Consider the following 25,796-nt stretch of genomic DNA (forward strand, 5'->3'; position numbering starts at 1 on the left):
CCCCACCCTCCACCGGCGGCTCTGCCGGGGGGAACGGTGGTCGGGAGCCTTGGCAGTCGAGCTCGGCCTTGAGGGAATGGGGCGGTGTCTGGTGGTTCCAGGAAGTCCGTGGTTGCGGATGGCGGTTGATGCCATCGGGACACGGCGACGGGGGTGAGGGGGGCTGGCGCACGGACGCAATGGGCGCGGCGCGAGGATGCTGGAGCGATGGCTGCTCGCGGGCGGCGGCGCTACCCTGGCGAGGAGGAGACCCGCATGCACACGTCTCGCCTTCTGCGTTGGCCAGGGACCGCAAATCTCCGAACCGGACGCGCGCTCGCGACGTCGCTGCTCGCTGCGACCGCGCTGGTCGCCGTGTCAGGCGCGGTCAGGGCCGACGATGGGACGGATAGCCAAGGCGCCGGGGCCGTCCTCGCGGCGCGCTCGCCGGGGATGCTGGAGCCTCGCCTCCCTGGGTACGTCAACCCTGCGCTGCCCGCCGACGTCGGCCAGCCGCTGCGCGGCCCGGACCTGCTGGTTGAACCGGTCGCGACCGCGGGGGAGCCGCTGCACGGCTTGGCCTCCGAGCTCGACGAGACCAGTTACGACATCCCCGGGCAGATCGTCGTCGACGCGCGCGACGACCTCGACGACGCCTCGCTCGCGGACCTCGTGCGCGACTTCTCGCTGCGCGCGCTGCCGACGGCGCTCACGTCGCAGACCAGGATCCAGATCGCCACGGTGGACGGGCCGGTCAGCGCGACGCTGGAGCGGCTCGCGCGCGATCCGCGCGTGGAGGCGGCGGAGCCGCTCGCCTGGGTGCGCGCCTCGTTCGTCGCGAACGACCCGCTGATGAAGGACCAGTGGCACATGGCGCGCGTGGGCGCGGAGCGCGCGTGGGACTTCGCCTCCGGCCGCGGCGTCACCGTCGCCGTTGTCGATACGGGCATCGCGTGCGAGGACCACGGGCCCTTCACCAAGGGGACCGACCTGGCCTCGACCGAGTGCGTGGAGGGATGGAACTTCGTCACCAAGAACAACCACGCGAACGACGACCAGGGCCACGGCACGCACGTCGCCGGGACGATCGCGCAATCGACCAACAACGGCCTCGGCGCCGTGGGGCTCGCGTTCCACGCGCGGCTCATGCCGGTCAAGGTGCTGAACGAGAGCGGCTGGGGCACGACAGCCGACGTGGCCGACGGCATCCGGTGGGCGGCCGAGCACGGCGCCCAGGTCATCAACCTGAGCCTCGGCGGCCCCCGCAACTCCAAGGTGCTCCAGAGCGCGATCGACGACGCGGTCGCGCGGGGCGCGGTCGTCGTCGCGGCGGCCGGCAACACCGGCGGGCGCGTGCAGTTCCCCGGCGCCTCCGATGGCGTCATCGGCGTGAGCGCCACCGACGTGAACGACAAGATCGCGCGGTTCTCCTCGCGCGGTCAGGGCGTCGACGTCGCCGCGCCCGGGGTGAACGTCACCCAGCAGACCATCTGCAACCGCGGGCGCGACAAGTGCCAGAATTTCTACGCGTACAGCGGCACCTCGATGGCCGCGCCCCACGTGGCCGGCGCGGCGGCGCTGCTCGTGAGCCTCGGCGTGACGGACCCGCGCGCGGTCGAGGACGCGCTCCGCGCTGGCGCGCGCGTCGTCGACGACTCCGACGGCGGCAAGCTCCTCTACGGGGCCGGCATCCTCGACGCAGCGAGCTCGGTCGTGCGCGTGACGCAGAGCCACATCGTCGTGCGGCTGCTCGCGCTGCTGGTGCTCGCGACCTGGGTCGCGCGCCGCGCCCGCAAGAAGGACGCGACCGCCACGAGCCCGTGGCGGGCGAGCTTCCTCCTCCCGGCGCTCGCGGCAGGGCCGGGGCTGTTCTTCTTCGCGCCGTGGCTCCTGCCGCGCGTTGAGCTCGCCGTCGACGTGCTGGCCCGGCCGATCGCCGACCTCGACCTGCTGATCGGCGCGTCGGTCCACCGCTGGCTGCCGCTCGCCAACGCGCTCGTCCCGCTCGGCCTCACGGCGCTCTTCTTCGGCGTGAAGCGGCTCCGGCCGGCGATCGCGGGCTTCGCCGTCGGCACGGCGGCCTACCTCACGTCGGTCGTCCTGCTCGGCGAGGCCGCCGGTCCCTTCGGCAGGATGGCCCTCGTCGTGTGGTGCGCCGTCAACGCTGCAGCCTGCCTCTGGATCGCCCGGACGAACCTGTCCACGCGCTGAGCCGGCGCCTGCCGCGCTCGCTCCACGGCCGGGCGGTGCGCCCGGCCCTCATGACCACCCTGCAAAAACGAGCTAGGATGCCGGCGATGCGGTCCGGCACCTTGCTCCTACCTTTCATGCTGCTCCTCGGGGCGTGCGGCGGCTCCTCCAGCGAGACGCCGTGGCCCGCCGAGCCGCGGGGCCCCGCGCTCGGTCCCACGGACGAGGCGTCGCCGGACGGGCCGGCCAACTCGAGCGCGGCCCCTCAAGGCGCGGGCGAAGGCTCGGCGGACGAGGCCGACGCCGGCCGGTGAACCGGCGGCGGAGGATGGCATGGCGGACATCCGGACGGCAGGCGAGCAGCGGAGGGCCTGGCTCTCCGCTGCGCTGCTCTCCGTCGCGCTGCTGGTCGTGCCGCTCCTCGTCTGGCTGCTCCTGCCGAGCCCCGGCCCCGTGATGCCGCTCCGGCGCGAGCCGGCCGCCGCGCTGCTCCCTCCACCGCAGCCGGAGCTCACGGCGCCGCGCGAGGTCGAGGCGCCGCCGGCGCCGTCCGCGCCGCCAGCGCCCCCACCGCCGCCACGCGAGGTCACGGCCGCGAGCGTGGGGCCGGTCCGCGGCGTCGTGCTGGATCCGGAAGGCCACCCCAGCGCCGGCGCCGTGGTCAGCTGCCGCGAACCGCCCGGCAACTCTGCGAGCGCCGACGCCGAGGGGCGCTTCGAGCTGCCGCCCGAGGCCGACGGTTGTACCGCCACCGCCGCGCAGAATCCGTACGGCGACGCCGAGCCCACGCGCATCGCCGCGGGCCGCGACAACGTCCTTCGCCTGCTCGCCGCGGGCGCGATCGTGGGCGAGGTCGTGGATCCATCGGGCAGGCCCGTCGAGGCGTACCTCCTGGCGATCGAGTCGTTCACGCCGGCCGGGTCCGGCGCGCACGCGGGCGTGAACGGCCGCGCGCGCAAGGTGTCGGATCCGGGCGGCGCGTTCCGGTGGGACATGCTCGCCCCGGGCCGCTACGTGCTGACGGCGAGCTCGGCCGGACGTCCGCCTGCGCGGAGCCGGCCCGTCGATGTCGCGGCGGGCCGCGCCGCCGAGCGCGTGCGCATCGTGCTGCCGCAGGGCGCGACGCTGAGGGGCAGGGTCGTCGACGCCGCGTCGCGCGCGCCGGTCGTCGAGGCCCAGGTCGAGCTCGACTCCGCGACCTCGTCGGGCGCGAACGCGATCTCGCTCGCGCTCACCGACGCGAACGGCGACTACGAGCTCGAGGGCGTGCCGGCCAGCGGCCCGTTCTCGGTGCGCGTGCGCCACCAGCAGTACATGGCCAAGATCGTGTCCGGCCTCGACGCGCGCGGCGCGCAGTCGACGCGCGTCGACGTCGAGCTCCGCCAGCTGGACGACGGCGGCGCGCGCGAGGAGCTCACGGGCATCGGCGCGATGCTCTCGCTCTCCTCGGGGCGCGTGATCATCGCAGGCGTCGTCGAGGGAGGGCCCGCGGCGTCCGCCGGGCTCCTGGCGGGCGACGTCATCGCCCGCATCGACGGCCGGCCCACGACGGAGCTCCCGCTCGCCGACTGCATCCAGCGCCTCCGCGGCCCGGCGGGGACGGTCGTCTCCGTCGGCGTGGAGCGGGAAGGGCGCTCCCTCGACGTGACGATACGGCGCGACGTCGTGGTTCGGTGAACGGCCGCGCGCCGAGGTGCTAAGGGTCGGTCCATGTCCACGCGCCCCACCGCGCTTCCCCCGGCCGGAGCTCCGGACGTCCTCTACCTCGTCGACCTGTCGGGCTACGTCTTCCGCGCCTACCACGCGATCAGCCCGCTCTCGAGCCCGAGCGGCGAGCCGACCCACGCGACGTACGGCACCGTCGCGATGCTCACGAAGCTCGTGGACGAGCGGAAGCCCGCGTACCTGGGCGTCGCGATGGACTCGCCGGGCAAGACGTTCCGCGACGACCTCGACCCCCGCTACAAGGCGCACCGGCCGCCGCCGCCGCCCGATCTCGGGGTGCAGATGAGCCGGTGCCGGGAGATCGTCGAGGCGTACCGCATCCCGATCTTCATCCAGGAGGGGCTCGAGGCGGACGATCTCGTCGCCGTCGCCGTCGCGCGGGCCAAGGAGCAAGGGCTGCGCGTCGTCATCGCGTCGAGCGACAAGGATCTGATGCAGCTCGTCGACGGCGAGCAGGTGATGCTCTGGGACGCGATGCGCGACAAGGTCTACGGGCACCCCGAGGTCGTCGCGAAGTTCGGGGTGCCGCCGGAGCAGGTGCGCGATCTGCTCGCGCTCGTCGGCGACACCTCGGACAACGTCCCCGGCGTCCCCGGCGTGGGCTTGAAGACGGCCGCCGAGCTGCTCGCGCAGTTCGGCTCGCTCTCGGCGATCTACGAGCGCATCGGCGAGGTCAAGAAGCCCCGCATCCGGGAGTCGCTCCAGCAGAACGAGGCCGACGCGCGCCTGTCGCAGAAGCTCGTGACGCTCGACGGCGGCGCCCCGGTGTCGCTCGACCTCGAGACGCTGCGCTACGGCGGCGCGGACACCGGCAGGCTCCGCGAGCTCTTCACCGAGCTCGGCTTCTCGCGCTTCCTGAAGGCGGTCCGCGCGCCCGAGCCGACAGCGCGCGCGGCGACCTACCGGGTCCTGACGACGCGCGAGGAGCTCGAGGCCTTCGCCAGGTCGGTGCGCGCGGCCGGCCGCCTCGCCCTCGACGTGCTCGCGACGAGCCGCGAGCCGATGAGCGCCCACGTCTGCGGCGTCGCGCTCGCCTGCGAGCCGGGGCAAGCCGTGTACGTCCCGCTGGGCCACCGCTACCTCGGCGCGCCGGCCCAGCTCTCGATGAGCGACATCGACGCGGTGATGGGCCCGCTGCTCGCCGACCCCGAGCTCCCGAAGGTCGGCCACGACGTCAAGTTCTGCGAGGTGATCCTCCTGCGGCACCGCATCGGGCTCGTGGGCGTCTCCTTCGACACGATGCTGGCGAGCTACCTGCTCGATCCCGAGGGGAAGAACCAGCTCCACGAGCTCGCCGAGCGCGAGCTCGGCGCCAAGATGCAGACCCTCGACGAGGTGGCCCCGAAGCGCCGCGGCCAGGCGCAGCGCGCCCTCGACGAGATCGAGCTCGGCGAGGCGTCGAGCTACGGGGCCGCGTTCGCCGACGTCGCGCTGTCGCTCACCGATCGGCTGCGCCCGCGGCTCCGCGCCGAGAAGCTCGAGGACCTGCTCGTGCAGATCGAGCTGCCCCTCTCCGCCGTGCTCGCGGAGATGGAGCTCACGGGCGTCCTCGTCGACCCGAAGGCGCTCGCGCAGCTCGGCGCGCAGATGACGACGGAGCTCGCCGCGCTGGAGGAGAAGGCGCGCGAGATCGTGGGGCACGACATCAACCTCGCGTCGCCGAAGCAGCTCGAGGCGGTCCTGTTCGACGAGCTCAAGCTGCGCTCCCAGCGCAAGACGAAGACCGGCCGCTCGACGGACGCCGACGTGCTCGAGGCGCTCTCCGAGGAGCACCCGTTCCCCGGGGTGGTCCTCGAGCACCGCGCCATCGCCAAGCTCAAGGGCACGTACGTCGACGCGCTGCCGCGCCTCGTGCACCCGGGCACGGGCCGGATCCACACGCGCTGGGGCCAGGCCGTGGCCGCGACCGGGCGCCTCTCGTCGCAGGACCCGAACCTGCAGAACATCCCGATCCGCACGGAGCTCGGCCGGATGATCCGGCGCGCGTTCGTCGCGCCGCCCGGGAGCGTGATCGTGAGCGCCGACTACTCCCAGATCGAGCTGCGCGTCCTCGCGCACCTCTCGAAGGACCCGGTGCTCGTCGACGCCTTCCGCACCGGGCAGGACGTGCACGTGCGCACCGCCATGGAGATCTTCTGCGTGGACCAGGCGGGGGTCACCGCCGAGATGCGCCGCCGGAGCAAGACGATCAACTTCGGCGTGATCTACGGCATGGGCGAGTCGGCGCTCGCCAAGCGGCTCGACATCTCGCGGGCGGAGGCGGCGCGCTTCATCGACGCCTACTTCGCGCGCTACCGCGGCGTGCACGAGTTCATGGAGGGGACGATGGCCGAGGCGAAGCGCTCCGAGTCGGTGCGGACGCTGCTCGGCCGGCGCCGCTTGCTCCCGGATCTGCGCAGCAGCGACCGCATGCGCCGCGCTCAGGCGGAGCGCATCGCGCAGAACACCCCCATCCAGGGGACGGCGGCGGATCTCCTGAAGCTCGCGATGGTGCGCGTCCCGCGCCCCGTCGTCCCCGGCGCGCGCATGGTGCTCACGGTGCACGACGAGCTCGCGTTCGAGGTGCCGGCCGAGGCCGTGGACGAGGCCAAGGCGAAGGTGCGGGAGGCCATGGAGTCGGTCTTCCCGCTCGACGTCCCGCTCGTCGTCGACGTCGGTCACGGCCTCACCTGGGCCGACGCTCATTGAAGGGGCGGGCACCCGCTGCGGATACGGGCCCATCTCGGCGTTTTCGGTGCTCAGCGTACGGGAGTACGCTTCCGCGCCGAAAACGCCGAGCTGGACCCGTCTCCTGTGCGGGTGCCCGCCGCTGGCGTCATGCGGTGGAGAGAGAGGGGCGGAGAAGAGACGCGCTCTCCGGGGCCGGGGCTGTGACGGCGGCGGCGAAGGGCTGCGGCAACGGGGGCCTACGGGGTTGCGGGGAGACAAAACGACGACGCCCGCTTCACCTTGCGGTGAGCGGGGCGTACGTGCAGAAGGTTGTTCTCAGCTCGCGGCGGTCTTGGCAGCGACGCTCGCCTTGTGAAGGGCGAGGGCGAGGCGGCTCTTCACGCGCGACGCGCGCTTGGCGGGGATCGTCCCCTTCGACGCGGCACGATCGAGCGCGCTCACCGCGGCGGTCACCGGCGCAGCGGACTCTTGCGCGACGCCCTTCAGCGCGGTGCGCGCCTTCTTGACGGTCGTGCGGAGCTCCGACTTGATGGCGCGATTGCGCGCGGTCCTCGTGATGCGCTGGCGGTTGCGCTTGTCGGCAGATGCGTGATTGGCCATGAGAAAAGCTCTCCTACTTCTTCGCCTGCGCCTCGGCGGGCGTGGCAGCGCGCAGGGCGTCCGGCGCGTTCTGGTCGTAACCCGCCGGGTGGATCGGGAACGCGGGGGTGCCGTGTGCGCGCTCGAAGCGCTTGCGGCGGGTACCCGCCGTGCGCGCCTTGCGCCGGCGGATGCGCTGGGTTTGCTGAGTCGCGGAAACCATGGGGGCGCGCATTCTACCCACGGGGGGGGCTGTGTCAACCGGGAGGTTTGGCTGCCCTCCGCGAGGGCGCGCGTTGGCGTGTGGGCGCGTGCGGGCGCGTGGTCAGGGCTAGGGTCGGATCGTCGCGCTGACCGAGAAAGACGGCCTGGAGAAAGGACCGACGTTGGCGCCCTTGAGCGCGGACTGCACGCAGCTCGACTGGCCGTTCGACGCCGCCCACCCGCTGACGCTGACCTTGCTCACCTGGCCCGTCGACGAGAACGTGATCTGCGCGCGCGACACGTCGTTCGCGCCCGCGACGCACGCCTTGGCGCTGCCCATGACCGAGCCGAGCGCGGCCTGCACCGAGCCCTGCGACGGCTGTTCGGGGATGTTCTGCTGCCGGAGCGGACCCGACGCCGGCACCGGCGCCTCAGAGACGACCGACGGCTGTCGCTCCGCGTTGTCGCCCACGGCCGCCTGCATGGCCGAGGGGAGGTCCCCCGGCTTGCCAGCCGCCGCCGGCGCAGCCGCCGTCTTTGCCTGCTCGGGCTTCGGCGACACGACAGGCGTGACCGGCGCCTCGACGGCCGCCGGCGCAGGAGCGCCGCCGGCGGCGGGGGCGGCTTGCGCCTTGGGCGCCGCCGCGAGCTTCTCCTCCGGTTGCACGGGCTGCTCGACCACGGCGCGCTCCTCCGGCGCCGCGGCGACCGGAGCAGCCGGCTCCACCCGCGTGTCGCCGCGCGGCGCGGCGGGCGCCGCGACGGTGGTCGGCGCGGGCGACGCAGTCGCCGCGATCTCCGGCTGCGGAGGAGCCGTCGTCTTCACCATGACGGTGACCGCCGCCGCCAGCCCCAGGGCCACGACGGCCGCGCCGGCGATCATCCCGCCGGATCGCTTCTTCGCTGGAACCGAGGCCACGGGCGCGGACGGGGCGCGGCGCGCCGCAACGGGCATGGCCGCTGCCGCCCTCGCGTCCTCGAACCGAGCCGCCGCGCCGGGCTGCGCCGTTTCGGAGGCCTCCACCGCCGAGGGCGCCGACGCGTTGAGCCGGTTCAGATCGATGACCCCGGAGTCCTCGGGCACCCCCTCCGCCGGCCGCAGGGACGGCGACGACGTGCGGGCGCCGCCGGAGAGCGAGCCGCGCCCCGGCAGCGGGGACACACGCCCTGGCGGCGCCGAGCTGCGTCCTGACGCCGGCAGCGGCGTCGAGAGCGCGGTGCCGCTCATCGCGGGCATACCGCTCGCGCGACCCGGCGCCTGGCTGACCCGCTCGGCGATCTCCTTCAGCGACTGGCGTCTCTTCTCCGGCGGCCGCGACAAGGTGCCACCCGACAGGCTCTCAGGCTTCGAGGCCCTGGCTGCTTGTGATCCGTCCCCCATGGTGCTGCGTTCTCCTGATGCGCGTTCTTCGCGCGAAGGATCCTCCGTCTGCTCCTCGCCTGGCGCTGCGGTGAGGTCGGGGGGGGCGAGGAGATCGGCTGTCGCCGTGGTGTCCTCCGAGCGCCGGGAGATGGCGACCTCGACGATGTGAGCGGCCCGCGTCTCCCACGCCTCCTCGTCGTTCGTCGAGGGCGCGGGGGCAGGCCAATCGTTGAGCATCCCGTCGAGGTCGAGCTTGTTGGTGACGTTCATTCGGCGTCCCCTCCGAAACCGCGCTCCGCGAGGTATGCACGGAGCTTGCGGCGCGCCTCGTGGACGCGCCAGGCGACTGTTCCTTCCGGACAACCCAGGATCCTGGAGGCGTCCTCGTGGGGCACGCCGTCGATGCACACGAGGATGAGCGTCGTCCGCAGCGTGTCCGAGAGCGCGTCGATGCCGTCGCAGAGCGCGGCCGCGAGCTCGCGTCGCTGGGTCGACGCGGCCGGATCGACGCCGTGGCTCGGGCGCGTCTCGAGCAGCAGCGCCTCGATCCGCGGATCGTCCGCGGGGGTCGAGTTCTTGCTCGGCTTGCGGGCCCGGATCATGTTGAGCGAGAGGTTCACGGCGATCCGGTAGAGCCAGGTGAACGGTTCGCTCCGGCCGTCGAACCGGTCGAGCGCCTGGTAGGCCCGGACGAAGGTCTCCTGCGTCACGTCCTCTGCCTCCGCGCCCGAGCGGACAAGGTGGAACGCCAGCCGGAAGATGCGCTTCTGATATCGACGAACCAGCACCCCGAACGCCTGGGCATCTCCGCTCCGGGCTTGATCGACGAGCTCACGATCGGTGGGTTTGGCCATCCTAGCCGCCTCGGGGTGCGAGTTGTCTCCCGCGCACGGACGACAGCGCAGCCGCGGACACCTCCTCGCGACGGCCCCCGACCGTCTCGGCGAGAGAAGCCCCTCGCGGCGAGCCCCGCTTCGCGAGCGCGAAGCCGGGCGATGAGGAGGCAAGTTCCACGTTCAGGCGCGCGAAGATAGCCGAACACTCCTCTTAGGACAAACCATGCGCCCGGAGCTTGGGCGCCGTGGTGATCTCGTTGACTGGCGGGCGGATACGCCCGCGCTGGCACATCGAAAGCCTGCGCTGCGCCCCGCCGCCCCGCCCACCGCGCAGGCGTGTGAACGAGCGCGGCCGTCGCCGGCGCACCGCGCCGCCGCCCGTACCGCTGCTATGGTCGGCGGATGCAACGCTTCTCGAGCTGGATGCGCACCCTGGGGCTCATCGCTGCGGCCTTCGCAGGAGGGGCGGCGACTTCCCACCTCGCGGGCGCGAGCACACAGGCACAGAGCCCCTACGCTCCGCTCGAGCAGCTCGCGCGCGTGCTCGTGCTCGTGGAGAACAACTACGTCGAGCCGGCGCAGCGCAGCAAGATCCTCGACGGCGCCATCAAGGGGATGGTCGCGGAGCTCGACCCGCACTCGGCGTACATGAACTCCTCTGAGTTCGCCCAGTTCCAGGAAGAGACGGGGGGGACGTTCGGCGGCGTCGGCATCGAGGTCGACGCCAAGGACGACAACATCACCGTCATCGCGCCGATCGAGGGCTCGCCGGCGGCGCGGGCGGGCATCCGCTCCGGCGATCAGATCCTCGCGATCGACGGGCGCCCCGTCCGCGGCGAGCGCCTCGACAAGCTCGTGAAGATCATGCGCGGGGCGCCCGGCTCCCGGGTGAAGCTCACGATCCGCCGGCAGGGCGTGCCTGAGCCCCTCTCGTTCGACCTCACGCGGGAGCAGATCCACGTCACGAGCATCGCGGCGAAGCGCCTCGACCGGGACATCGCGTACGTCCGCGTGAAGCAGTTCCAGGACGGCACCCACGAAGAGATGCTCCGCGCCGCGGCGAAGCTGCGCGCCGCATCGAAGGCGCCGCTGGCCGGCGTCATCCTGGACCTGCGCAACAACCCCGGAGGCCTCGTCAACGAGGCGGAGGCCGTGGCCGACGAGCTCCTCTCCTCGGGGACGATCTACTCGACGCGCCAGCGCAACCAGATCGTCGACGAGGCGAAGGCGCACGACGGCGGCGCGTTCGCCTCGCTGCCCATCGTCGCGCTCGTGAACGAGTACTCCGCGAGCGCCGCCGAGCTCGTCGCGGGCGCCCTGCAGGACAGCGGGCGCGCCGTGCTCGTCGGCGCGAGGACCTTCGGCAAGGGGTCTGTGCAGACCATCTACGAGCTGCCCGGCGGCGCCGGGGTGAGGCTCACGACGATGCGCTACTACACGCCGAACGGGCGCTCGATCCAGGCCCAGGGCATCCGCCCGGACGTCGTCATCGAGAGCGCGGCGCAGCAGGTCCCGGCCGCCATCCTCCGCGAGCAGGACCTCGAGGGGCACCTCCCCGCCGAAGGGGCTATCGGCGACCGTTCGCCGAGGGCCGTGCTCGTGGAGAAGCGCGCCGAGACGGCCGCGGCGGCCGGCCCCGAGGGCGACATGCCCTCCGATCCCACCCGCGGGAGCGACTTCGCGCTCGCCGTCGGGTACCAGCAGCTCCTCCGCGCCATCCCGGCGATCCGCCAGCGCTGAGGATCGCGCGTCGAGCGACCTGCGCCGGGCGCCGCTCGACGCGCGTCAGGCCTCGGCGCCGGCGCGGAGCCCGGTCGTCACCGCGTCGAGCACGGTGCGCGCCCTCCCCGCGATGGTCGCCCCGGCCGCCAGGATCCCGGGTGCGGCGCGGACGCCCTCGCACCGCACCCCCACCGCCTCCAGCGCGCCCGGGCGCTCGCCGCGGGGCCACGCGACGACGTCGAGCTCCGGGCCTTGCATGGAGCTCACCACGCCGAACGCGCCGCGATCGTCGCCCATCGTGACGGGCGCCGCGATCGAGAGCGCGAACGGCACGGCGCCGCGCGCGGGGAAATCGGCGCCGGCGCCGCTCTCGGGCGGCGTGTACGCGATCCCGCCGCCGGCGAGGCCGCCGATCGCCAGGATCACCCCGTCCGCCGCGAGCGGCACGTCCTCCCCCGCGACGTGGATCGTGACGCCTTCGTCGGGCGCCCCTGGCCCCGGGTGTCCGCCGCCCACCGCGCGCACGCGGCCGTGGCGCTGAGCCGCCCCGATCGTCGCGAGGAGCGCGTCGCGCGCCGCCTCGAAGCGCAGCCCCGCCGGCGAGCCGGCGCCCATCAGCGCCTCGCCCACCGGGACGCCGAGGCGGGCCGCGAGCGCCTCGGCCCGCGGAGCGCTCGCGCCGAGCCACGGGCCGAGCAGGATCGCCCCGGCGCCGCCCGCGCCCTCGAGCGCCTGGCGGAGCCGATCGAGGAGCCAGGAGAGCCGCGCCGGGTCGTCGTGCCGGGCCGCGAGATCGCCGTCGGCGATGTGCCGCTCGTCGTCGAAGCGCAGGACCGGCGCGTCGACCGGCAGGAAGCGGAGCCCCCGCGCCCGGGCGAACGGCTCGTCCGTGAGCGCCTCCGCGAGCGCGTCCGCGTCCCACGCGGCGCGCGCCGCGCGCGGGACGAGGACGCGCGTGCGGCGGAGCGGGCCGAGGTCGAGCAGCGCGCGATCCCTGCCGCGGGCGGGGCGGATCCGCCCCGCGACGGTCGCGAGGCGCACGCCCGCCGCCTGCGGCAGCTCCCACAGGCCGAGCTCCGCCGCGAACTGCCTCGCCGCCGGCGCGAGATCGCTCGCGGGCAGGTCGCCGCCGAGCAGCCGCGACGCCCGCTCGATCTGCTCCCACGGCACGTCGTCCACCGCGCCGCCCGCGAGCGCCGTCTCGCCGACGCCCGCGGAGATCACCGCGACCCGGGCCCCGCGCCGCCGCGCGCTCCACGCGGCGGCGAGCCCGGCGACGCCGGCGCCGATCACGAGGATCGATCGCGCCACGCCCTCTCCTCCGGCTCCCGCGCGGCGCGCTGCCCGCGACGATCGGCGTCCTCGCACGCCGCCGCCTGCTCGTCGTCCGCGGGCGCGCCGAGCTCCGACCTGACGCTGGCGATCGCGAGGGCCTCCTGCCGCGCCTGCTCCGGGCCGAGCGCGACCGCGCGGGTCACCGCCTGCCGCGAGAGGAACGCCGCCGCCTGCCGCATCCCGTCGCGCGGCGGGAGCGAGAGCTCCTGCGCCACGATCTGCCCGCACCGCGCCGCGCAGCGCATGCCGCCGCACGCGCCCAGGCCGAGGCGCGTGCGGCGCGCGACGTCGGCGACGCTCCGGGCGAGCTCGTGCCGGAGGACATAACGCACCTCGGCCTCGATCACGGGCTCGCAGGGGCACACCGTCGCGGCCTCGCGCGGCCGCTGCCGCACGCGCTCCTCGATCCGGAGCGCGCGCGAGCCGTGCCGGTACACGAGCCGCCGGGCGGCCACCGCGTCGATCTCCATCCGCCGCGAGAGCGCGAGCGCGTCCACCGCGCGATCGCCGCCAGGCAGCGCGGTCGTGTGCGTCACGCAGCGGGCGCCGAGGTCGAAGCGCCGCGAGAGCACGTCGGTCATCTCCTCGGCGAAGAGCCGGAAGCTCGCCAGCTTGCCGCCGATCATCGAGTAGAGGCCCGGCGCGCCGTGCGCCGCGTGATCGACGATCTGGTGCTCGCGCGAGAGCGCGTCCTCGGTGGGACCGAACGCGTAGAGCGTGGGCCGAACGCCCGCGAACGTGCCGATGGCGCGCGCCTCGTGGATCTGCGGGAACACGCGGGCGATGCCCTGGACCAGGTACCTGACCTCCTCGCTCGTCGCGCGGACCTGATCGAGATCGCCGTAGAAGTCGTCGTCGGTCGTGCCGATGACGCTCATGTTCTCCCACGGCTCGAGGAAGATCTGACGGCCGTCGATCGTCCTCGCCATGATCGCGTAGTTGGTGAGGCGCCGGTCGAACACGACGTGCACGCCCTTGCCGGGCCGCACGCGCGAGCTCGCGGCGGGGAGGCCGGCGAGGGACGATGTGATCGGCGACCACGCGCCCGTCGCGTTCACGACCGTGCTCGTGCGGAGCCGCCCGCCTTCCCCCGTCGTGCGGTCCCGGTAACGGACGGCGACGACCTCGCCGGTGTCCTCCCGGCGCTCGATCCGCTCGACCGTGTGCCCCACGTAGACCTTGGCCCCGCGCTCGATCGCGTCGACCGCGTTGGCGACGCAGAGCCGCGCGCCGTCGATCCCCCACTCGTCGAAGCTGAAGCCGCCCACCAGGTCGCCGTGCAGCCCCGGCTCGAGCCGGCGGAGCTCGTCGGGCGAGAGGCGCGCGTGCGGCTTGCCGCGCTTGAGCGGCTGGTAGTTGTCGTACGCCTCGAAGAAGGCGTCCGCGAGCGGGTAGAGGAGGCGCCCGTGCCGCGCGTTCTCGAACGGGACGAGGAAGGGGATCCGGAAGAGCAGGTGCGGCGCGATCGCCTGGATGTGGCCCGAGTCGCGGCACGATTTCTCGGTCACCTCCGGATCGCTGGTCAGGTACCTGAGCCCGCCGTGGATCATGCCGCTCGAGTTGCCGCTCGCGCCGAACGCGAGATCGTTGCGCTCGAAGAGGGCGACCCTCAGGCCCCGCTGTGAAGCGTCACGCGCGACCCCCACGCCGTTCACGCCGCCGCCGATGACCACGACGTCCACGTCGGTGTCCGCGCGGCGAGCCGGTCTTGCGGCGCTCGAGAGGAGGATCGTCACCTGCGGCGTATAGCATGCCAGAATTTTTCCACGAGCGGGCCCGGCCTCGCGCGCGGCGCTGCGAATGCTGCGCGAAGGTTGGAGGAGCCGGCCGTCAGCCGCGGACCCGGATGGCCCAGGTCAGCTTCGCGAGGCTGCGCAGCACGTTCGGGACGCGGCGGGTGAGGTTGATCGAGGGGCGCCGCTTCTCCAGCACGCGGACGGGGATCTCCTCGATCCGCAGGCCAGCGCGGTAGGCGCGGATGACGAGCTCGCTGGCGAACACGTCCTTGTCCACGACGCAGTCGCGCGCGATCCCGAGGAGCGGCTCGCGCAGGAACGCCTTGAGCCCGTGCGTGTCCGTCCCACGGAAGCCGAGCGTGGCGCGGAGGAGCCCGTTGTACATCTGGCTCGCCGCGTGCCGCGCCCACGGGCGATCGTCGCGCGCCCCCTGGATGAGCTTGGACCCGATCACCATGTCGATGCCGCCTGCCCGCAGCATCGCGATGGCGCGGCGGTGGAAATCGACGTCGCAGAGGTCAATCTCGTCGCAGAGCACGAAGCGCCCGCGCGCCCGCTCGATGCCCGCGCGGAGCGCGGCCCCGTAGTTCGGCTCGCCGATCGAGAAGTGCCGCACTTCCGGGTATTTGCGCTCGAGCTCGCCGGCGATGCCGAGGGTCCCGTCGCGCGAGCCGTTCTCGGCGAGCACGAGCTCCCAGCGCCAGCCGAGCGGCGAGAGCCGCTCGCGCAGATCCACGACGGCGGCGTGGAGGATCGCCTCCTCGTTGTAGACGGGGATGACGATGGAGATCTCCGGCGATCCGCCCGCGTTTTCGCGATCAGGCTCGGCTGTGCTCACGGCGCGCCTCCGAGGAGCGCGTGCGCGCGGTGCGCTGCGTCGCGCCCGAAGTGGAGCGCGTCCTCCATCGAGGAGTAGTTCCAGCCGCCGTAGCGCCCGCACGAGAGGATGCGCTGGCCCTCGAGGAACGGTCGCACCGCCTCCAGCGAGCCGAAGTAGCTGTGATCGAACACGACGTACGCGTGGTCGATGCGGCGCAGGCGGGCGAAGCGGATGGCGCTCGGGGCGGGGATGAGGCCCATCTCGACGAGGCCTTCGGCGACGCGGGGGAGCAGCGCCGCCAGATCGGGCTCGGCGCGATCGGCGAGCTCGACGTAGAGGCCGGCCTTGCCCGGCGGGGCCATGGCGGCGGAGAAGTGGGAGTAGCAGCCCACGCGGTAGAACGGGTACTTCGCCTCCGGGACGTACACCCAGTGCAGCGGCTGCCCGCACGGCGTGTCGAGCGCCACATCGAGGTAGTAGAGGTGCGTGCAGCGCAGCCGGGAAGCCGCCTCGCCGACGGCGCGAGGCGCGTCCGAGAGGAGCCTGACGAGCGCGGGCAGCGGCGCCGACGAGACGAGCACGTCGTACCGGACGATCTCGTCGTCGAACACGAGCTCGCGCGCGCGCCAGTCGATCGACCTGGGAGAGCGGCTGAGCTCGATCGCCGGCGTTCCCGCGTCCCGCGGCCGCTGCTCGGCGAGCGCCCGCGCGAGCCCGTGCGTCAGCTGCCCGATGCCGAGCCGCGGGTAGAGGAACCTCGCGTTGTAGCCGAGCTCCCTGTCGTTCAGCCCGACCGCTCCGGCGAGCACGTCCTCCAGCTTCGGTATCGGGACGAAGCGAGAGCACCAGTCGGCGGTGATCTCGCTCGGGTGCACGCCCCAGAGGCGGCTGTTGTAGGGGATCATGAAGTGGCGGCTGATCCCCTCGCCGAAGTGCGCCAGACAGAACTCCTCGAAGTTCCTTGGCTCTGGTCTGTCCTTGGCGAAGTGCGCCTCGATGAAGCCGCGGAGGCAGTCGTAGGCCACCGAGGGCGGCAGCCCGAAGGTGTTCGCCTGGAACGGATAGCGGGTGTACGTGCCGTTCGACCAGATCATCGAACGTCGCTCGATCTCGAGCGGGTCGGGGCCCAGCCACCCCAGCGCGAGCTCACGGGTCGCGGGGTCGCGCAGGTGGAGGAGGTGCCCTGTCCGATCGAAGCGGAAGCCGGCGTCCTCGAGCGTGATCACGTGGCCGCCCGGGCGCGGCAGGCGCTCGAACACCCGGTGCGGCACGCCGGCTCGTCCCAGGTGGTACGCCGCTGCCATGCCCGTCAGGCCGGCGCCGAGGATCGCGACGGGAACGCTTGAGATCGTGGGTCGGGTCATCGCTCGCGGCCCGGCCGCGGCCGCGAAGACACCATCTCCCCGGTGCGTCGTCAAGGCACGCTGCCGTCCAGGCGCTCCTCGGCTCATGCTGGATTTCCTGCCTTCGACGTAATTCGACGTAAGCCGCGCGGAGCTCCGCGCGCGCCGGCAAAGACCGCCGTTGGCGCCTCCGCCCAGAGCGACTAGGTGTGGAGAGGTCCCGGCGCGCGCCGCGCGTCCCGGGGCGTCCGAGGTGCAGATGCCGATCCCCCGCCGGAAGTCCGTTCAAGTCACCGGGAGGACCCTCTACCTGACCGAGGACCCGGCGCTCCTGAAGCAGCAGCTGGCGGGCGGCGAGCTTCGCTTCGATCCCGAGCAGCACGCGCTGATCGACAACATCTCGACCGACGAGCTCACGCCGGGCTGGGTCTGTTACTACTACGACGAGACGCTCGCCCGTTACTGCCTGGTCGGGCTGCGCGGCGGTCACATCGAGCGCGACGCCATCAAGAACGGCGGCTTCGGCGTCATCGTCAGCGGCCGCTCGAAGGGGTGCGGCAGCTCGCGCGAGACGGCGCCGTACTCGGAGCGCGAGGCGGGGATCCAGATCGTCGTCGCTCGAAGCATCGAGAAGATCTACGGCCAGAACTGCCAGAACATCGGGCTGCTCACGACGACCGATTTCTCGCTGCTCGACCGGATCGCGCGGGGCGACGAGATCCCGATCGGCGAGTTCACCCGCGGGCTCGACCCGATCAGCGCCGATGTCGTCGAGTACGGTGGCCTCTTCGCCTACAACAAGGCGCGGATGGCCGGCGAGGTCTCGCCGCCCACCCTGGCCACGCCGCCGCGGCCGATGACGCTGTGCGAGAAGATCATCGCGGCGCACGCGATCGTGGACGCCCGGGCAGGGAAGATCGGCGTCCCCGCGGTGAAGCCTGGAGACGCGCTCTTCGCCCGCATCGACGTGCGCTTCTCGCACGAGTACGTCACGCCGATGGCCGAGTCGCTCTTCCGGGCGGGCGTCGGGCCGGACGCGGTCGTGACCGAGCCGGAGAGCGTCTTCGCCTTCCGGGATCACCTGACGTTCCTCGATCGCGTGATGCCGGAAGCGCACCTCAGGCTCGGCTTGCGGGAGCAGGCGGCGTCGCTCGCGACGGTGCAGCAAGCCTTCACCGAGCGGCACGGGATCAAGCTGTACGGCGAGGTGGAGCGCGACGGCAGGACCGTGGGCTCGGAGGCCATCTGCCACAACAAGGTGATCGAGGCGCTCGCGCTGCCAGGGCAGATCGTGGCCGGGACCGACTCGCACACCTGCATGGCGGGGGCGCTCGGGTGCTTCGCGTTCGGCGTCGGCTCGACGGACATGGCGAACGCGTGGCTCACGCGCGACGTCCGCGTCGCGGTGCCGCAGTCGGTGCGCTTCAACCTGACCGGGCGGCTCGGGCCGGGGGTCACGGCGAAGGACGTGATGCTGTTCCTGCTCTCGCAGCCGTTCTGGAAGACGGGCCAGGGCATCGGCAAGGTGCTCGAGTTCGCGGGGGATGGCGTCCGCGCGATGGGGCTCGACGAGCGGGCGACGCTCACCAACATGGCGGTCGAGGCGGGCGGCTTCACGGGGATCATCGAGGCCGACGAGGAGATCGTGCGCTACCTCGTCGAGCAACGCGGGCTCGCCGCCGAAGACGTGCGCGCGCGCGTCGTGCGCGCGGATCCCGGCGCGGAGTACATGGCGACGTTCGACGTCGATCTCGCGTCGGTCGAGCCGATGGTCGCGACGCCGGGCGATCCGAGGAACGGCGTGCCGCTGCGGTCGCTCGATGAGGCCACCGGCGGTCCGGTGAAGATCGACATCGCGTACGGAGGCTCGTGCACGGGCGGCAAGAAGGCCGACATGGACATGTACGCGTCCGTGCTGCGCCAGGCGGTCGAGCGGGGCAAGCGCGTCGCTGACGGCGTGCACCTCTACATCCAGTTCGGCTCGCAGGACATCCGCCGCTACGCCGAGGCCAAGGGCTACCTCGAGATCTTCGAGAAAGCCGGCGCCGAGCTCGTCGACCCCTCCTGCGGCGCGTGCATCAAGGCCGGTCCCGGTGTATCCGACCGCAAGGAACAGGTCACGGTCTCGGCCATCAACCGGAACTTCCCGGGGCGAAGCGGGCCCGGCCAGGTCTACCTGGCCAGTCCCCTCATCGTCGCGGCAAGCGCGATTGCGGGGAAGATCGCATTCCCGGAATCATGACGCAGAGCGCCTATCGCGGTAATACACACATGGTGGCCGCAATCGGCATGATGGAAAAACGAATGCTTTCCACGGAAGTGCACCGTACGCTAAGGTGCTCTTCTGTGGCGGATCGGGAGGAGCCCCTAGAGCGTATGACCGACAAGGACACGCTGGCGAAAAACAACGAAGCCTCGAAGACGGACAAGCGGAAGCAGAGCCTCTACTTTCCGGAGTCGATGCTGCAGGAAATCAAGGAGGAAGCGGCGCGGCTCGATCGCTCGCTTTCTTGGGTTGTGCAGCGCGCGTGGAAGCTGGCGCGGATAGACATCAAAAAGCTTCCGAGTGTCAATGACGTGGCTGACGACGAGGACAGCGGCGACTAACATCGCCGCGAGCCTCGCGTAAAGCCGCGTCGCTCGGGGATCGATGGGCCGAGAGCTTTTCGCCGCCGGGAAGGACGGTACGCGGATTTACGTCCGCTACCGGGAAGGTCCCGGCGGCAGCGGAAGCTTTGCCAGCGGGGTCGGGGCGGGCTCGGGACGCCTCACCGCGGTGCTCTGTGACGGCATCGCGTGCGACGGCTTCATCTGGAAGTACCTGTGGGACGACCTGGCCCGTACGGTCAACGTCGCTCACTGGAACTATCGCGGCCACGGTCGCAGCAGCTTGCCTGGCGATCCGCAGGCGGTCGAGCTGCGCGATCACGCCAGCGATCTGGCTGCGGTGCGCGCGTCGATCGGCGACGGCCCCGTGGTGCTCTTCGGGCACTCGATGGGCTGCCAGGTCGTCCTGGAGCACCTGCGGACCCACCGCGAGGGGGTGCGCGGGCTCGTGCTGATCTGCGGCTCGTCCGGCAGGATCACGCATCATTTCAAGGGCACGGACGTGCTCGCGCAGCTCCTGCCGCGGCTGATCGAGCAGGTCGACGCGTACCCGCACATCGCGCGCGCGATCTGGAGCCGCGTGCCCGCGCCGATGGCGCTGCGGATCGCGCTGCTCACGCGGGAGGTCGACGCGAGCGCGGTCACGCCGGCGGATCTGCTGCCGTACATGCGGCACATGGTCGACATCGATTTCTCGATGTTCCTCCACATGCTGCGCAGCGCCGGCGAGCACTCGACGCTCGATCTGCTCCCGCAGATCGACGTGCCCGCGCTCGTGATCGCGGGCGATCGCGACACGTTCACCCCGCCTCGGCTCGCAGAGGAGATGGCGGCGGCGCTGCCGCGCGGAGAGCTGATGATGGTGAACGGCGGCACACACGTCGTCCCGCTGGAGCGCAAGAAGATGGTCATCGAGCGCGTGGAGCAGTTCCTCCTGGAGCGCGTCATCGGCGGCGCGTCGCTCGGGGCGAGCGCGCGGGCGTCAGGCTCGCAGGCTCCGACCGATGAGGGGCGCTCGCGATCGCTGGCCGACGAGGCGTCGTCGCAACGTCTAGCCGAGGGCGGGTCCTCGCCGGACCATCCGCGCGGGCTCTCGAAGGACGGATGAGCCGGTGCGCGCGCGACCTGCGCGCCCCCGGATCGGCGCGCGGACCGCTGCGGCGCCTCGGCGGCGCGGGGGCGCAGCGCATGCTCGTCGCGGCTTCGCTGCTCGCGGTGTCGTGCGCGCGACCATCGTCCGAGCGCAGCGATGGGTCCGTCGGCGCGATCGCTGCGCTCGTCGACGAGGAGAGCGCGCCCGCGATCGGCGCGCCCACGGCGCGCCCGCCGGCCGAGCCGCGCTCGCCGTCCGAGCTGCGCCCGCCGGCCGAGGCGCACCCGCCGGCCGAGCCGCGGCCGCCTCCGGCGTCGAGCGCCTCGGCCGCAGGGGACGCCCGCGTCGCGCGCGCCCTCCAGCGCTCGCCGCTGCGCGCGCTGCGGCTCACGGGCAAGCTGGCTGACGGCCGGTTCGAGGCGACGCTCTCGCTGGGCGCACCCGCGGAAGGAGCGGCCCCGCGCGAGGTGAAGGTGAAGCTCGCGCCGGCGCAGAAGAAGGCCCCGCTCGCGTTCCGGCGCCCGCTCGCGTTCTACCGCATGGCGAGGGCGCTCGACGCGCATGTCGTGCCCGCCGCAGCGGCGCGACGCATCGGCATCGGCGAGCTCGCGGCGCTCATCGGCCGGGAGCCGAACGCGCGCAAGCTGCTGCGTCGCCTCGCCGTCATGAACGACGGGACGGTCGACGCGCTGGTCCTCGCGCCCGCTCCCGGTCCGCCCGGCCCGCGCTGGCTCTCGCCTCGCCGGCGGTCCGTGCGCTTCGACGACGCGCCCGAGCTCGACGTGTGGGCGCGCTGGGCTCGGTCGCCGTCGCCTGTGCGCGGCGAGCGCGCCGTCATCCTCCGCGACTACCTGGAGGTGCTGGTGCTCGATTACCTGGCGGGCAACGGGCTCCGGAAGGAGATCGTCATCGACGTGCACGCGGGAGCGCTCAGCCTGGAGGCCAACTCGAGCGCCTTCCCGCTGCACGTGAAGGCGCACGAGCTCGATCGGCAGCTCGAGCGCCTCGTGGAAGCGGTGCGGTTCCCCCGGGCCCTTCGCGATGCGCTCGCGCGCTTCGGCCCGGAGGAGGCCGCCGCGGCGCTGCGCCCCGGCGGCATCGAGGAGGAGCTGGTGCCGCCGCGCGCGCTCGTCGAGCTCGAGGAGCGGAGGCAAGCGCTCCTCAGCCTGATCGCGGCGAAGCTCGCCGACCGGGGAGAGGACGCCGTCCTCAGCCTCTAGCGCCCCTCGCCTCCGTCGCTTGCCCCTGCGAGGGGGCCTCCAGCGCGCCGCATCTTGATCTCCGGCCGCGGCAGGGCGATCACGTCACCCGTGATCGACGTGGCGACCCTGCAGCGCTGGACGGAGGAGATCGGCTACAGCGCCGAGCTGACGAAGCCGTCGACCCTGCGCATCCGTCCGCGCGAGGAAGGGGTCGTCGAGCTCCCTCCGTTCTACGTCCAGTGCACCGAGAACTGGGTCGTGCTCTCGATGTTCGGCGTGCTCGATCTGCTCGACGCGCAAAGCGACGCCCAGGGCGGCGCTGCGATGCCGACCCTGGCCGAGGACACCGGTCAGGTGCTCGGCTTGCTCCGTCATCTGCTCGAGGCCAACCGAGACATGCGCGTCGCCAAGTTCGCCCTCGACGATCGGAACGAGATCCTGCTGTGCGCCGAGCTGCCCACCGAGTCGCTCGACCGCTCGGAGTTCGTCGACGCGGTCGAGCGGATCATCGAATACGGCACGACCTACCAGCACACCCTGCTCGGCGCCGACACCTGAGGCGCCGGGGCGCGCGGGTGTCCGGTCCGCGCCGCGGTCACTTCTGCGTGATCACCACGCGGCTGTCGTCCCGGTAGGTGATGTTGCCGGACTCGCCGCGGCAGTCCCAGCAGGTCGCCCACGCGAGCCGCCGCCGCACGTAGCCGTTGAACCCGAGCGCGAGCGGCCCCGGGTCGTCCTTGAGCAGCAGCGACGACGCGATGCGGTAGCGATCTCCAGGGAGCTTCAGGAACGCGACGATGAAGGCGTCGTCGTCGGCCTTTCCCGTCACGACGAGCACCTCCTCGCCCGGGACCGGGTTCCAGAGCAGCGGAGACGTCGTGAGCGTGGTGTTCGGGGGCGGGCCCGCCTCGGGCTGGCTCGCCGGAGCGCCGCTCGGCGAGAGCCGCGTCCGGCCCCGGCTGAGCACGGCGTTCGCGTCGTCGGGCTCCTTGAAGAAGGAGATCTGCCCGCCGAGGTCGCGCAGCTGCGGCACCGACGCGAGCAGCTCTGCGACCTGCTGCGGCCCGATCTCCGCGCGCCGGAACGTCTGCTGCCACTGCGGCGACGGGATCGACGCCGCGTTCGGCGCGCCGTGGCAGCACCGGAAGCCGATGTCGTCGCCCGTCACCGCCGGATCGACCGCCGCGCGGCGCGCGCACCGGTGATCCACGGCGCTCGCGCTCGCCGTGGCCCCGCGCACGGCGGCGGCTCTGGGCTGGAGGTTCTCGATCGGCGCGATGTCGCTCGCGGTCCACTCGCGCAGCGCAGCGCCCATGCCGACGACGCCGAACCCGGATGCGCACGACGCGGGCGCCTTGGCGCACGCCGGGTCCCACGCCGCGCCGCCCGCGTAGGGCGTCCCCTCGGGGCCCTTGCACGCGCGCTCCCACTCGAGCTCGGTGCACAGCCTCCCGCCGGCCTGCTGGCAGAGCTCCGAGGCGCGCGCCCGCGTCACCCCGGTGAGCGGAGCCTGCGCAGGATCGTTCGGGTACAGGTGGCGATCGACGGTGAAGCCGCCCAGCTCGACGTCGAGCAACGCCGGCTCGAGCGTCGGATCGCGCCCCTTGTCCCCGGGCGTGCTGCCCGCGACGAGCTTTCCAGCAGGGATCTCGATCCGCGCGGGCCCGGCCGCCGCGGCGCCGGCCCGCGGCGTGGCGCTCGCGGCGGGCGACTCGTTCTCGGCCGCCTCGAGCACCTTCCCCTGGGGCGCGGGCGCCTGTGGGGCGCCTCCGTCCGCGCGCTTCTCCCCGGGCTCTCGCTGCTCGGCGCGGCTGCAGCCGGCCCCTCCGGCGATGCCGGCGGCCAGCAGGATCAGGGCAACGGCAGGCGTCCTCGTCGGCACGGTTCCTCGTGAGCGACTCGCCTTATGTCGCAGGACCCCTCGCCCGTCAAAGTGCCCGCGCTATGCTGGCCGGGATGGGGCAGGGCGTGAGCGGCGCACCGGATCCGATGGCCTCGCAGATGGCGCAGCTCCTCGCTGGCAGCGATGTCGACGAGCTGCGCGAGATCGTGAAGCGGTGGGTCGCCGAGGCGCCGACCGAGGGCGTGCGCCGTCACTACCAGGAGCTCGGCGGCCGCCTGGTCGACCTCAAGGCGGCGCTCGCCGAGAACCCCGTGCAACCCACGATCGCGGAGCTCGAGCAGGCGCTCACGATGATGCTCCGGCTCGCCGCGTCGAGCCCGAGGACGTGAGCCCCAGGTGATGCTCGCCGATTTTCCCCCGTGGTTCCTGCGCGCCTTCGGGCTCTGCTTCGGCCTGCTCTGGGGGAGCTTCCTCAACGTCGTCATCCACCGCGTCCCGCGCGAGCTCAGCGTCGTCCGTCCGGGCTCGTGCTGCCCGGCGTGCGGCGCGCCGATCCGCGCCTACGACAACATCCCCGTCCTCAGCTACCTGCTGCTGCGCGGCCGCGCTCGCTGCTGCGGTGCGCCCGTGTCGCCGCGGTATCCCCTGGTGGAGGCGGCGGGCGGCTTGCTCTCGCTCGCGATCATCGAGGTCATCATCCTCCGGCTCCCCGGGACGACGCCGGCCCTCCACGCGCTCGCCACGTACACCGCTGGCCTGGCGCTCGCCCTCGGGCTGCTCGCGGCGACGTTCATCGACCTCGAGCACATGTTCATCCCCGACTCGATCACCCTCGGCGGCGCGGTGCTCGGCGTCGCGACCGCGTCGCTGCGGTCGATGGGCTTCGTCGACGCCCTCGTCGGCGCCGCGGTCGGCTTCGGCATCGTCTGGCTGCCGTGCATGGTGCTCTATTCCTGGATCCGCGGTCGCGAAGGCATGGGCCTCGGCGATGCGAAGCTCGTCATGCTGGCGGGCGCCTGGTTCGGCTGGCAAGGAGCGCTGATCGTGCTCGGCGCCGCCGCCATGCAGGGCACGATCGTGGCGATCGCGTTGCTGCTCGTGCAGGGGCGCATCGAGGAGCCCGAGGCGGTGCGCCGCGAACGCGCGGAGTACCTGGAAGATCTCGCGGCGATGTCCCCCGAGGACCGCGCGGCGGCCGAGAAGGAGAACGCGCTGGATCTGGTCGCGCACCCGCCAGATGGACGGTTCCGCACGACGGCCATCGCGTTCGGCCCGTTCCTCGCGCTCGCGACGCTGGAGTGCCTGCTTTTCGGCCGCGACGTCCTGGACGCGTACCTTTCCTGGATCGACGCAGGATGAACGCCGCTCTGCGCCGCGCGCTCGGGATCCCGCTCGCGTCGCTCCTCGCGCTCGCGGGCTGCGGCGGCTCGCTCCCGCTGCCTCCGACCGGCCCTCACCTGCCGAGCGAGACGACGGTGGTCGTGCCGTACCCTCCGCCGCCTGCGCGGGTCGAGATCATCTCGCCGTCCGAGCGGCCGGGCGATGTGTGGATCGACGGCGAGTGGCAGTGGCGGAGCCGCCGCTGGGCGTGGCAGCAGGGACGATGGGAGCCCGTCCCGCCGGGCGCGTACTTCGCGCCTGCCACCACCGTGCGCCGCGCAGACGGATCCCTTGTGTGGTTCGCCGGCGTGTGGCACCTCCCCGGCAAGAAGTGATCGACACCGCGGCCGAGCGATGGGAATTCACGTCGTGCCGAGGTGCCCGCCGCCCTACCGGCATCGGCGAGCCAGCTCGGCGTGCCATCCCCTGCACGGATCGATGAGCCTTGCCCCATGATGCTTGCCTGGTCGTTCGCAGCGCGCACACCCGACGAAATCGCCCGACTCCTCCGCGCCCTCGGCAAGCACCGGTACGTGCGCGAGGTCGATCATCGGCTCCACTGGTCCGTCGATCACGCCCTGGCCGAGCTGCCGGAGTTCGCGCCGCACGCGTCGGCCTTCCAGGCGCGCCTCCGGAAGGAGCGCGCGCTCGATCTCGGCTCGCGCGACCCCTCGCTGTGGCGCGAGGCGAAGACCGAGGACGTGATCGCGGCCCTCACGGCGCTCTGGACCCCGGATGACGCGGCGCTGCGCTACCGGAGCCGCCTGATCGAGGCGCTCGCGCGGACGGGCCTCCCCGAGGCCACGCACGCCCCCTTCGCGTCGGCGGCGAACGAGCCTCCGCACCCGGAGCTCGTGCTGCTCGACTGGGAGCTCTACCCCGTCGACGAGCTCGACGCCGACCGGCACGCCGGCGCGCTGGCGGCCATGGAAGAGGCCGAGGAGGCGGTCAACGCGTCGGCGCCGATCTACAACGAAGGGCCCGTCATGGCGGCGCCGGAGCTCTGCGAGGGAGCGCCCAACGGGGTGCTCGCGGACGATTTCCTCGTGTGGTCGGACGGGCCTTACAGCTACTCCGACTACGTGTTCCGCGGCGTCGCCAAGGCGGCGAAGCTCGTCGAGCCGCCGATCGGTTACCAGGATCTGTAACGGCCGCCCGCGGGCCCCGCG

Annotated in this window: 23 protein-coding genes; 14 read left to right on the top strand and 9 right to left on the bottom strand. The window is 72.8% G+C overall.

The features are described from left to right. Positions 1 to 255 precede the first annotated feature (255 nt). From WMF45_RS48220 to polA, 4 genes are all read left to right on the top strand, one after another. Positions 256 to 2,190 carry a S8 family serine peptidase gene (locus WMF45_RS48220; RefSeq protein ID WP_437713823.1) on the top strand — a complete coding sequence of 645 codons (1,935 nt, stop codon included), beginning with the start codon at positions 256 to 258 and terminating at the stop codon, positions 2,188 to 2,190. Between the two features lie 86 nt (positions 2,191 to 2,276). Next, positions 2,277 to 2,483 carry a hypothetical protein gene (locus WMF45_RS48225; protein WP_437713825.1) on the top strand — a complete coding sequence of 69 codons (207 nt, stop codon included), beginning with the start codon at positions 2,277 to 2,279 and terminating at the stop codon, positions 2,481 to 2,483. Between the two features lie 19 nt (positions 2,484 to 2,502). Continuing rightward, complete coding sequence (locus WMF45_RS48230; RefSeq protein WP_437713827.1) at positions 2,503 to 3,846, top strand: carboxypeptidase regulatory-like domain-containing protein; 1,344 nt, start codon at positions 2,503 to 2,505, stop codon at positions 3,844 to 3,846. 33 nt (positions 3,847 to 3,879) lie between these two features. After that, positions 3,880 to 6,582 (top strand): DNA polymerase I, encoded by a 2,703-nt coding sequence (gene polA, locus WMF45_RS48235; protein ID WP_437713829.1) that lies wholly within the window; start codon positions 3,880 to 3,882, stop codon positions 6,580 to 6,582. 297 nt (positions 6,583 to 6,879) lie between these two features. Here the strand turns inward: polA and rpsT are convergent, their stop codons facing one another. The 4 genes from rpsT to WMF45_RS48255 all read right to left on the bottom strand — a co-directional run bounded on the left by rpsT (position 6,880) and on the right by WMF45_RS48255 (position 9,564). Beyond that, positions 6,880 to 7,164, bottom strand: coding sequence for a 30S ribosomal protein S20 (gene rpsT / locus WMF45_RS48240; RefSeq protein ID WP_437547546.1), 285 nt, complete (start codon positions 7,162 to 7,164; stop codon positions 6,880 to 6,882). A gap of 13 nt (positions 7,165 to 7,177) precedes the next feature. Further along, a complete protein-coding gene (locus WMF45_RS48245) occupies positions 7,178 to 7,366 on the bottom strand; it encodes a hypothetical protein (protein ID WP_044967265.1) in 189 nt (62 codons plus the stop codon). Between the two features lie 108 nt (positions 7,367 to 7,474). Next, entirely contained in the window at positions 7,475 to 8,980 is a 1,506-nt protein-coding gene (locus tag WMF45_RS48250) for a hypothetical protein (RefSeq protein WP_437713831.1), read from the bottom strand. Then, positions 8,977 to 9,564 (bottom strand): RNA polymerase sigma factor, encoded by a 588-nt coding sequence (locus tag WMF45_RS48255; protein ID WP_012241290.1) that lies wholly within the window; start codon positions 9,562 to 9,564, stop codon positions 8,977 to 8,979. The genes WMF45_RS48250 and WMF45_RS48255 overlap by 4 nt, the downstream gene beginning before the upstream one ends. Before the next feature lie 384 nt (positions 9,565 to 9,948). Between WMF45_RS48255 and WMF45_RS48260 the strand changes: the two genes are divergently transcribed. Continuing rightward, complete coding sequence (locus tag WMF45_RS48260; protein WP_437713833.1) at positions 9,949 to 11,286, top strand: S41 family peptidase; 1,338 nt, start codon at positions 9,949 to 9,951, stop codon at positions 11,284 to 11,286. A gap of 45 nt (positions 11,287 to 11,331) precedes the next feature. On the opposite strand, the gene WMF45_RS48265 is transcribed toward WMF45_RS48260, so the two are convergent. From WMF45_RS48265 to WMF45_RS48280, 4 genes are all read right to left on the bottom strand, one after another. Continuing rightward, the gene (locus WMF45_RS48265; RefSeq protein ID WP_437713835.1) at positions 11,332 to 12,579 is read right to left on the bottom strand and encodes an FAD-binding protein; all 1,248 of its coding nucleotides are present in this window, start codon (positions 12,577 to 12,579) and stop codon (positions 11,332 to 11,334) included. Next, positions 12,558 to 14,339, bottom strand: a complete 1,782-nt coding sequence (locus WMF45_RS48270) for a glycerol-3-phosphate dehydrogenase/oxidase (protein ID WP_437713837.1) — start codon at positions 14,337 to 14,339, stop codon at positions 12,558 to 12,560. Before WMF45_RS48270 ends, WMF45_RS48265 begins: the two co-directional genes overlap by 22 nt. Positions 14,340 to 14,433: 94 nt before the next feature. Further along, positions 14,434 to 15,177 carry a glycosyltransferase gene (locus tag WMF45_RS48275; protein WP_437713839.1) on the bottom strand — a complete coding sequence of 248 codons (744 nt, stop codon included), beginning with the start codon at positions 15,175 to 15,177 and terminating at the stop codon, positions 14,434 to 14,436. Then, entirely contained in the window at positions 15,174 to 16,523 is a 1,350-nt protein-coding gene (locus WMF45_RS48280) for a protoporphyrinogen/coproporphyrinogen oxidase (protein WP_437713841.1), read from the bottom strand. The genes WMF45_RS48275 and WMF45_RS48280 overlap by 4 nt, the downstream gene beginning before the upstream one ends. Before the next feature lie 238 nt (positions 16,524 to 16,761). On the opposite strand from WMF45_RS48280, the gene WMF45_RS48285 reads away from it, so the two are divergent. From WMF45_RS48285 to WMF45_RS48305, 5 genes are all read left to right on the top strand, one after another. Next, positions 16,762 to 18,744 carry an aconitase family protein gene (locus WMF45_RS48285; protein WP_437713843.1) on the top strand — a complete coding sequence of 661 codons (1,983 nt, stop codon included), beginning with the start codon at positions 16,762 to 16,764 and terminating at the stop codon, positions 18,742 to 18,744. A 134-nt stretch (positions 18,745 to 18,878) separates the two neighbouring features. Beyond that, positions 18,879 to 19,109, top strand: a complete 231-nt coding sequence (locus tag WMF45_RS48290; protein WP_012241296.1) for a TIGR04563 family protein — start codon at positions 18,879 to 18,881, stop codon at positions 19,107 to 19,109. A gap of 43 nt (positions 19,110 to 19,152) precedes the next feature. After that, on the top strand, positions 19,153 to 20,217 hold the full coding sequence (locus WMF45_RS48295; protein ID WP_437713845.1) for an alpha/beta fold hydrolase: 1,065 nt from the start codon (positions 19,153 to 19,155) through the stop codon (positions 20,215 to 20,217). Further along, positions 20,214 to 21,422: a hypothetical protein gene (locus WMF45_RS48300; RefSeq protein ID WP_437713846.1), complete on the top strand. Its 1,209-nt coding sequence runs from the start codon at positions 20,214 to 20,216 to the stop codon at positions 21,420 to 21,422. The genes WMF45_RS48295 and WMF45_RS48300 overlap by 4 nt, the downstream gene beginning before the upstream one ends. A gap of 54 nt (positions 21,423 to 21,476) precedes the next feature. Beyond that, the gene (locus tag WMF45_RS48305) at positions 21,477 to 21,962 is read left to right on the top strand and encodes a YbjN domain-containing protein (RefSeq protein WP_437713847.1); all 486 of its coding nucleotides are present in this window, start codon (positions 21,477 to 21,479) and stop codon (positions 21,960 to 21,962) included. A gap of 37 nt (positions 21,963 to 21,999) precedes the next feature. On the opposite strand, the gene WMF45_RS48310 is transcribed toward WMF45_RS48305, so the two are convergent. Beyond that, positions 22,000 to 23,286, bottom strand: coding sequence for a formylglycine-generating enzyme family protein (locus WMF45_RS48310; protein ID WP_437713849.1), 1,287 nt, complete (start codon positions 23,284 to 23,286; stop codon positions 22,000 to 22,002). Between the two features lie 86 nt (positions 23,287 to 23,372). Between WMF45_RS48310 and WMF45_RS48315 the strand changes: the two genes are divergently transcribed. The 4 genes from WMF45_RS48315 (at position 23,373) to WMF45_RS48330 (ending at position 25,775) form a co-directional block, all read left to right on the top strand. Next, positions 23,373 to 23,636, top strand: coding sequence for a hypothetical protein (locus tag WMF45_RS48315; RefSeq protein WP_437713851.1), 264 nt, complete (start codon positions 23,373 to 23,375; stop codon positions 23,634 to 23,636). Between the two features lie 10 nt (positions 23,637 to 23,646). Then, the gene (locus WMF45_RS48320; protein ID WP_437719661.1) at positions 23,647 to 24,606 is read left to right on the top strand and encodes a prepilin peptidase; all 960 of its coding nucleotides are present in this window, start codon (positions 23,647 to 23,649) and stop codon (positions 24,604 to 24,606) included. Continuing rightward, the gene (locus WMF45_RS48325; RefSeq protein WP_437713853.1) at positions 24,603 to 24,962 is read left to right on the top strand and encodes a YXWGXW repeat-containing protein; all 360 of its coding nucleotides are present in this window, start codon (positions 24,603 to 24,605) and stop codon (positions 24,960 to 24,962) included. Before WMF45_RS48320 ends, WMF45_RS48325 begins: the two co-directional genes overlap by 4 nt. 117 nt (positions 24,963 to 25,079) lie before the next feature. Further along, positions 25,080 to 25,775: a hypothetical protein gene (locus tag WMF45_RS48330; protein ID WP_437713855.1), complete on the top strand. Its 696-nt coding sequence runs from the start codon at positions 25,080 to 25,082 to the stop codon at positions 25,773 to 25,775. The last annotated feature ends 21 nt before the right edge of the window (positions 25,776 to 25,796 follow it).

The organism is Sorangium sp. So ce448 (assembly GCF_051520915.1).
Classification (GTDB): Bacteria; Myxococcota_A; Polyangia; order Polyangiales; family Polyangiaceae; genus Sorangium; species Sorangium cellulosum_B.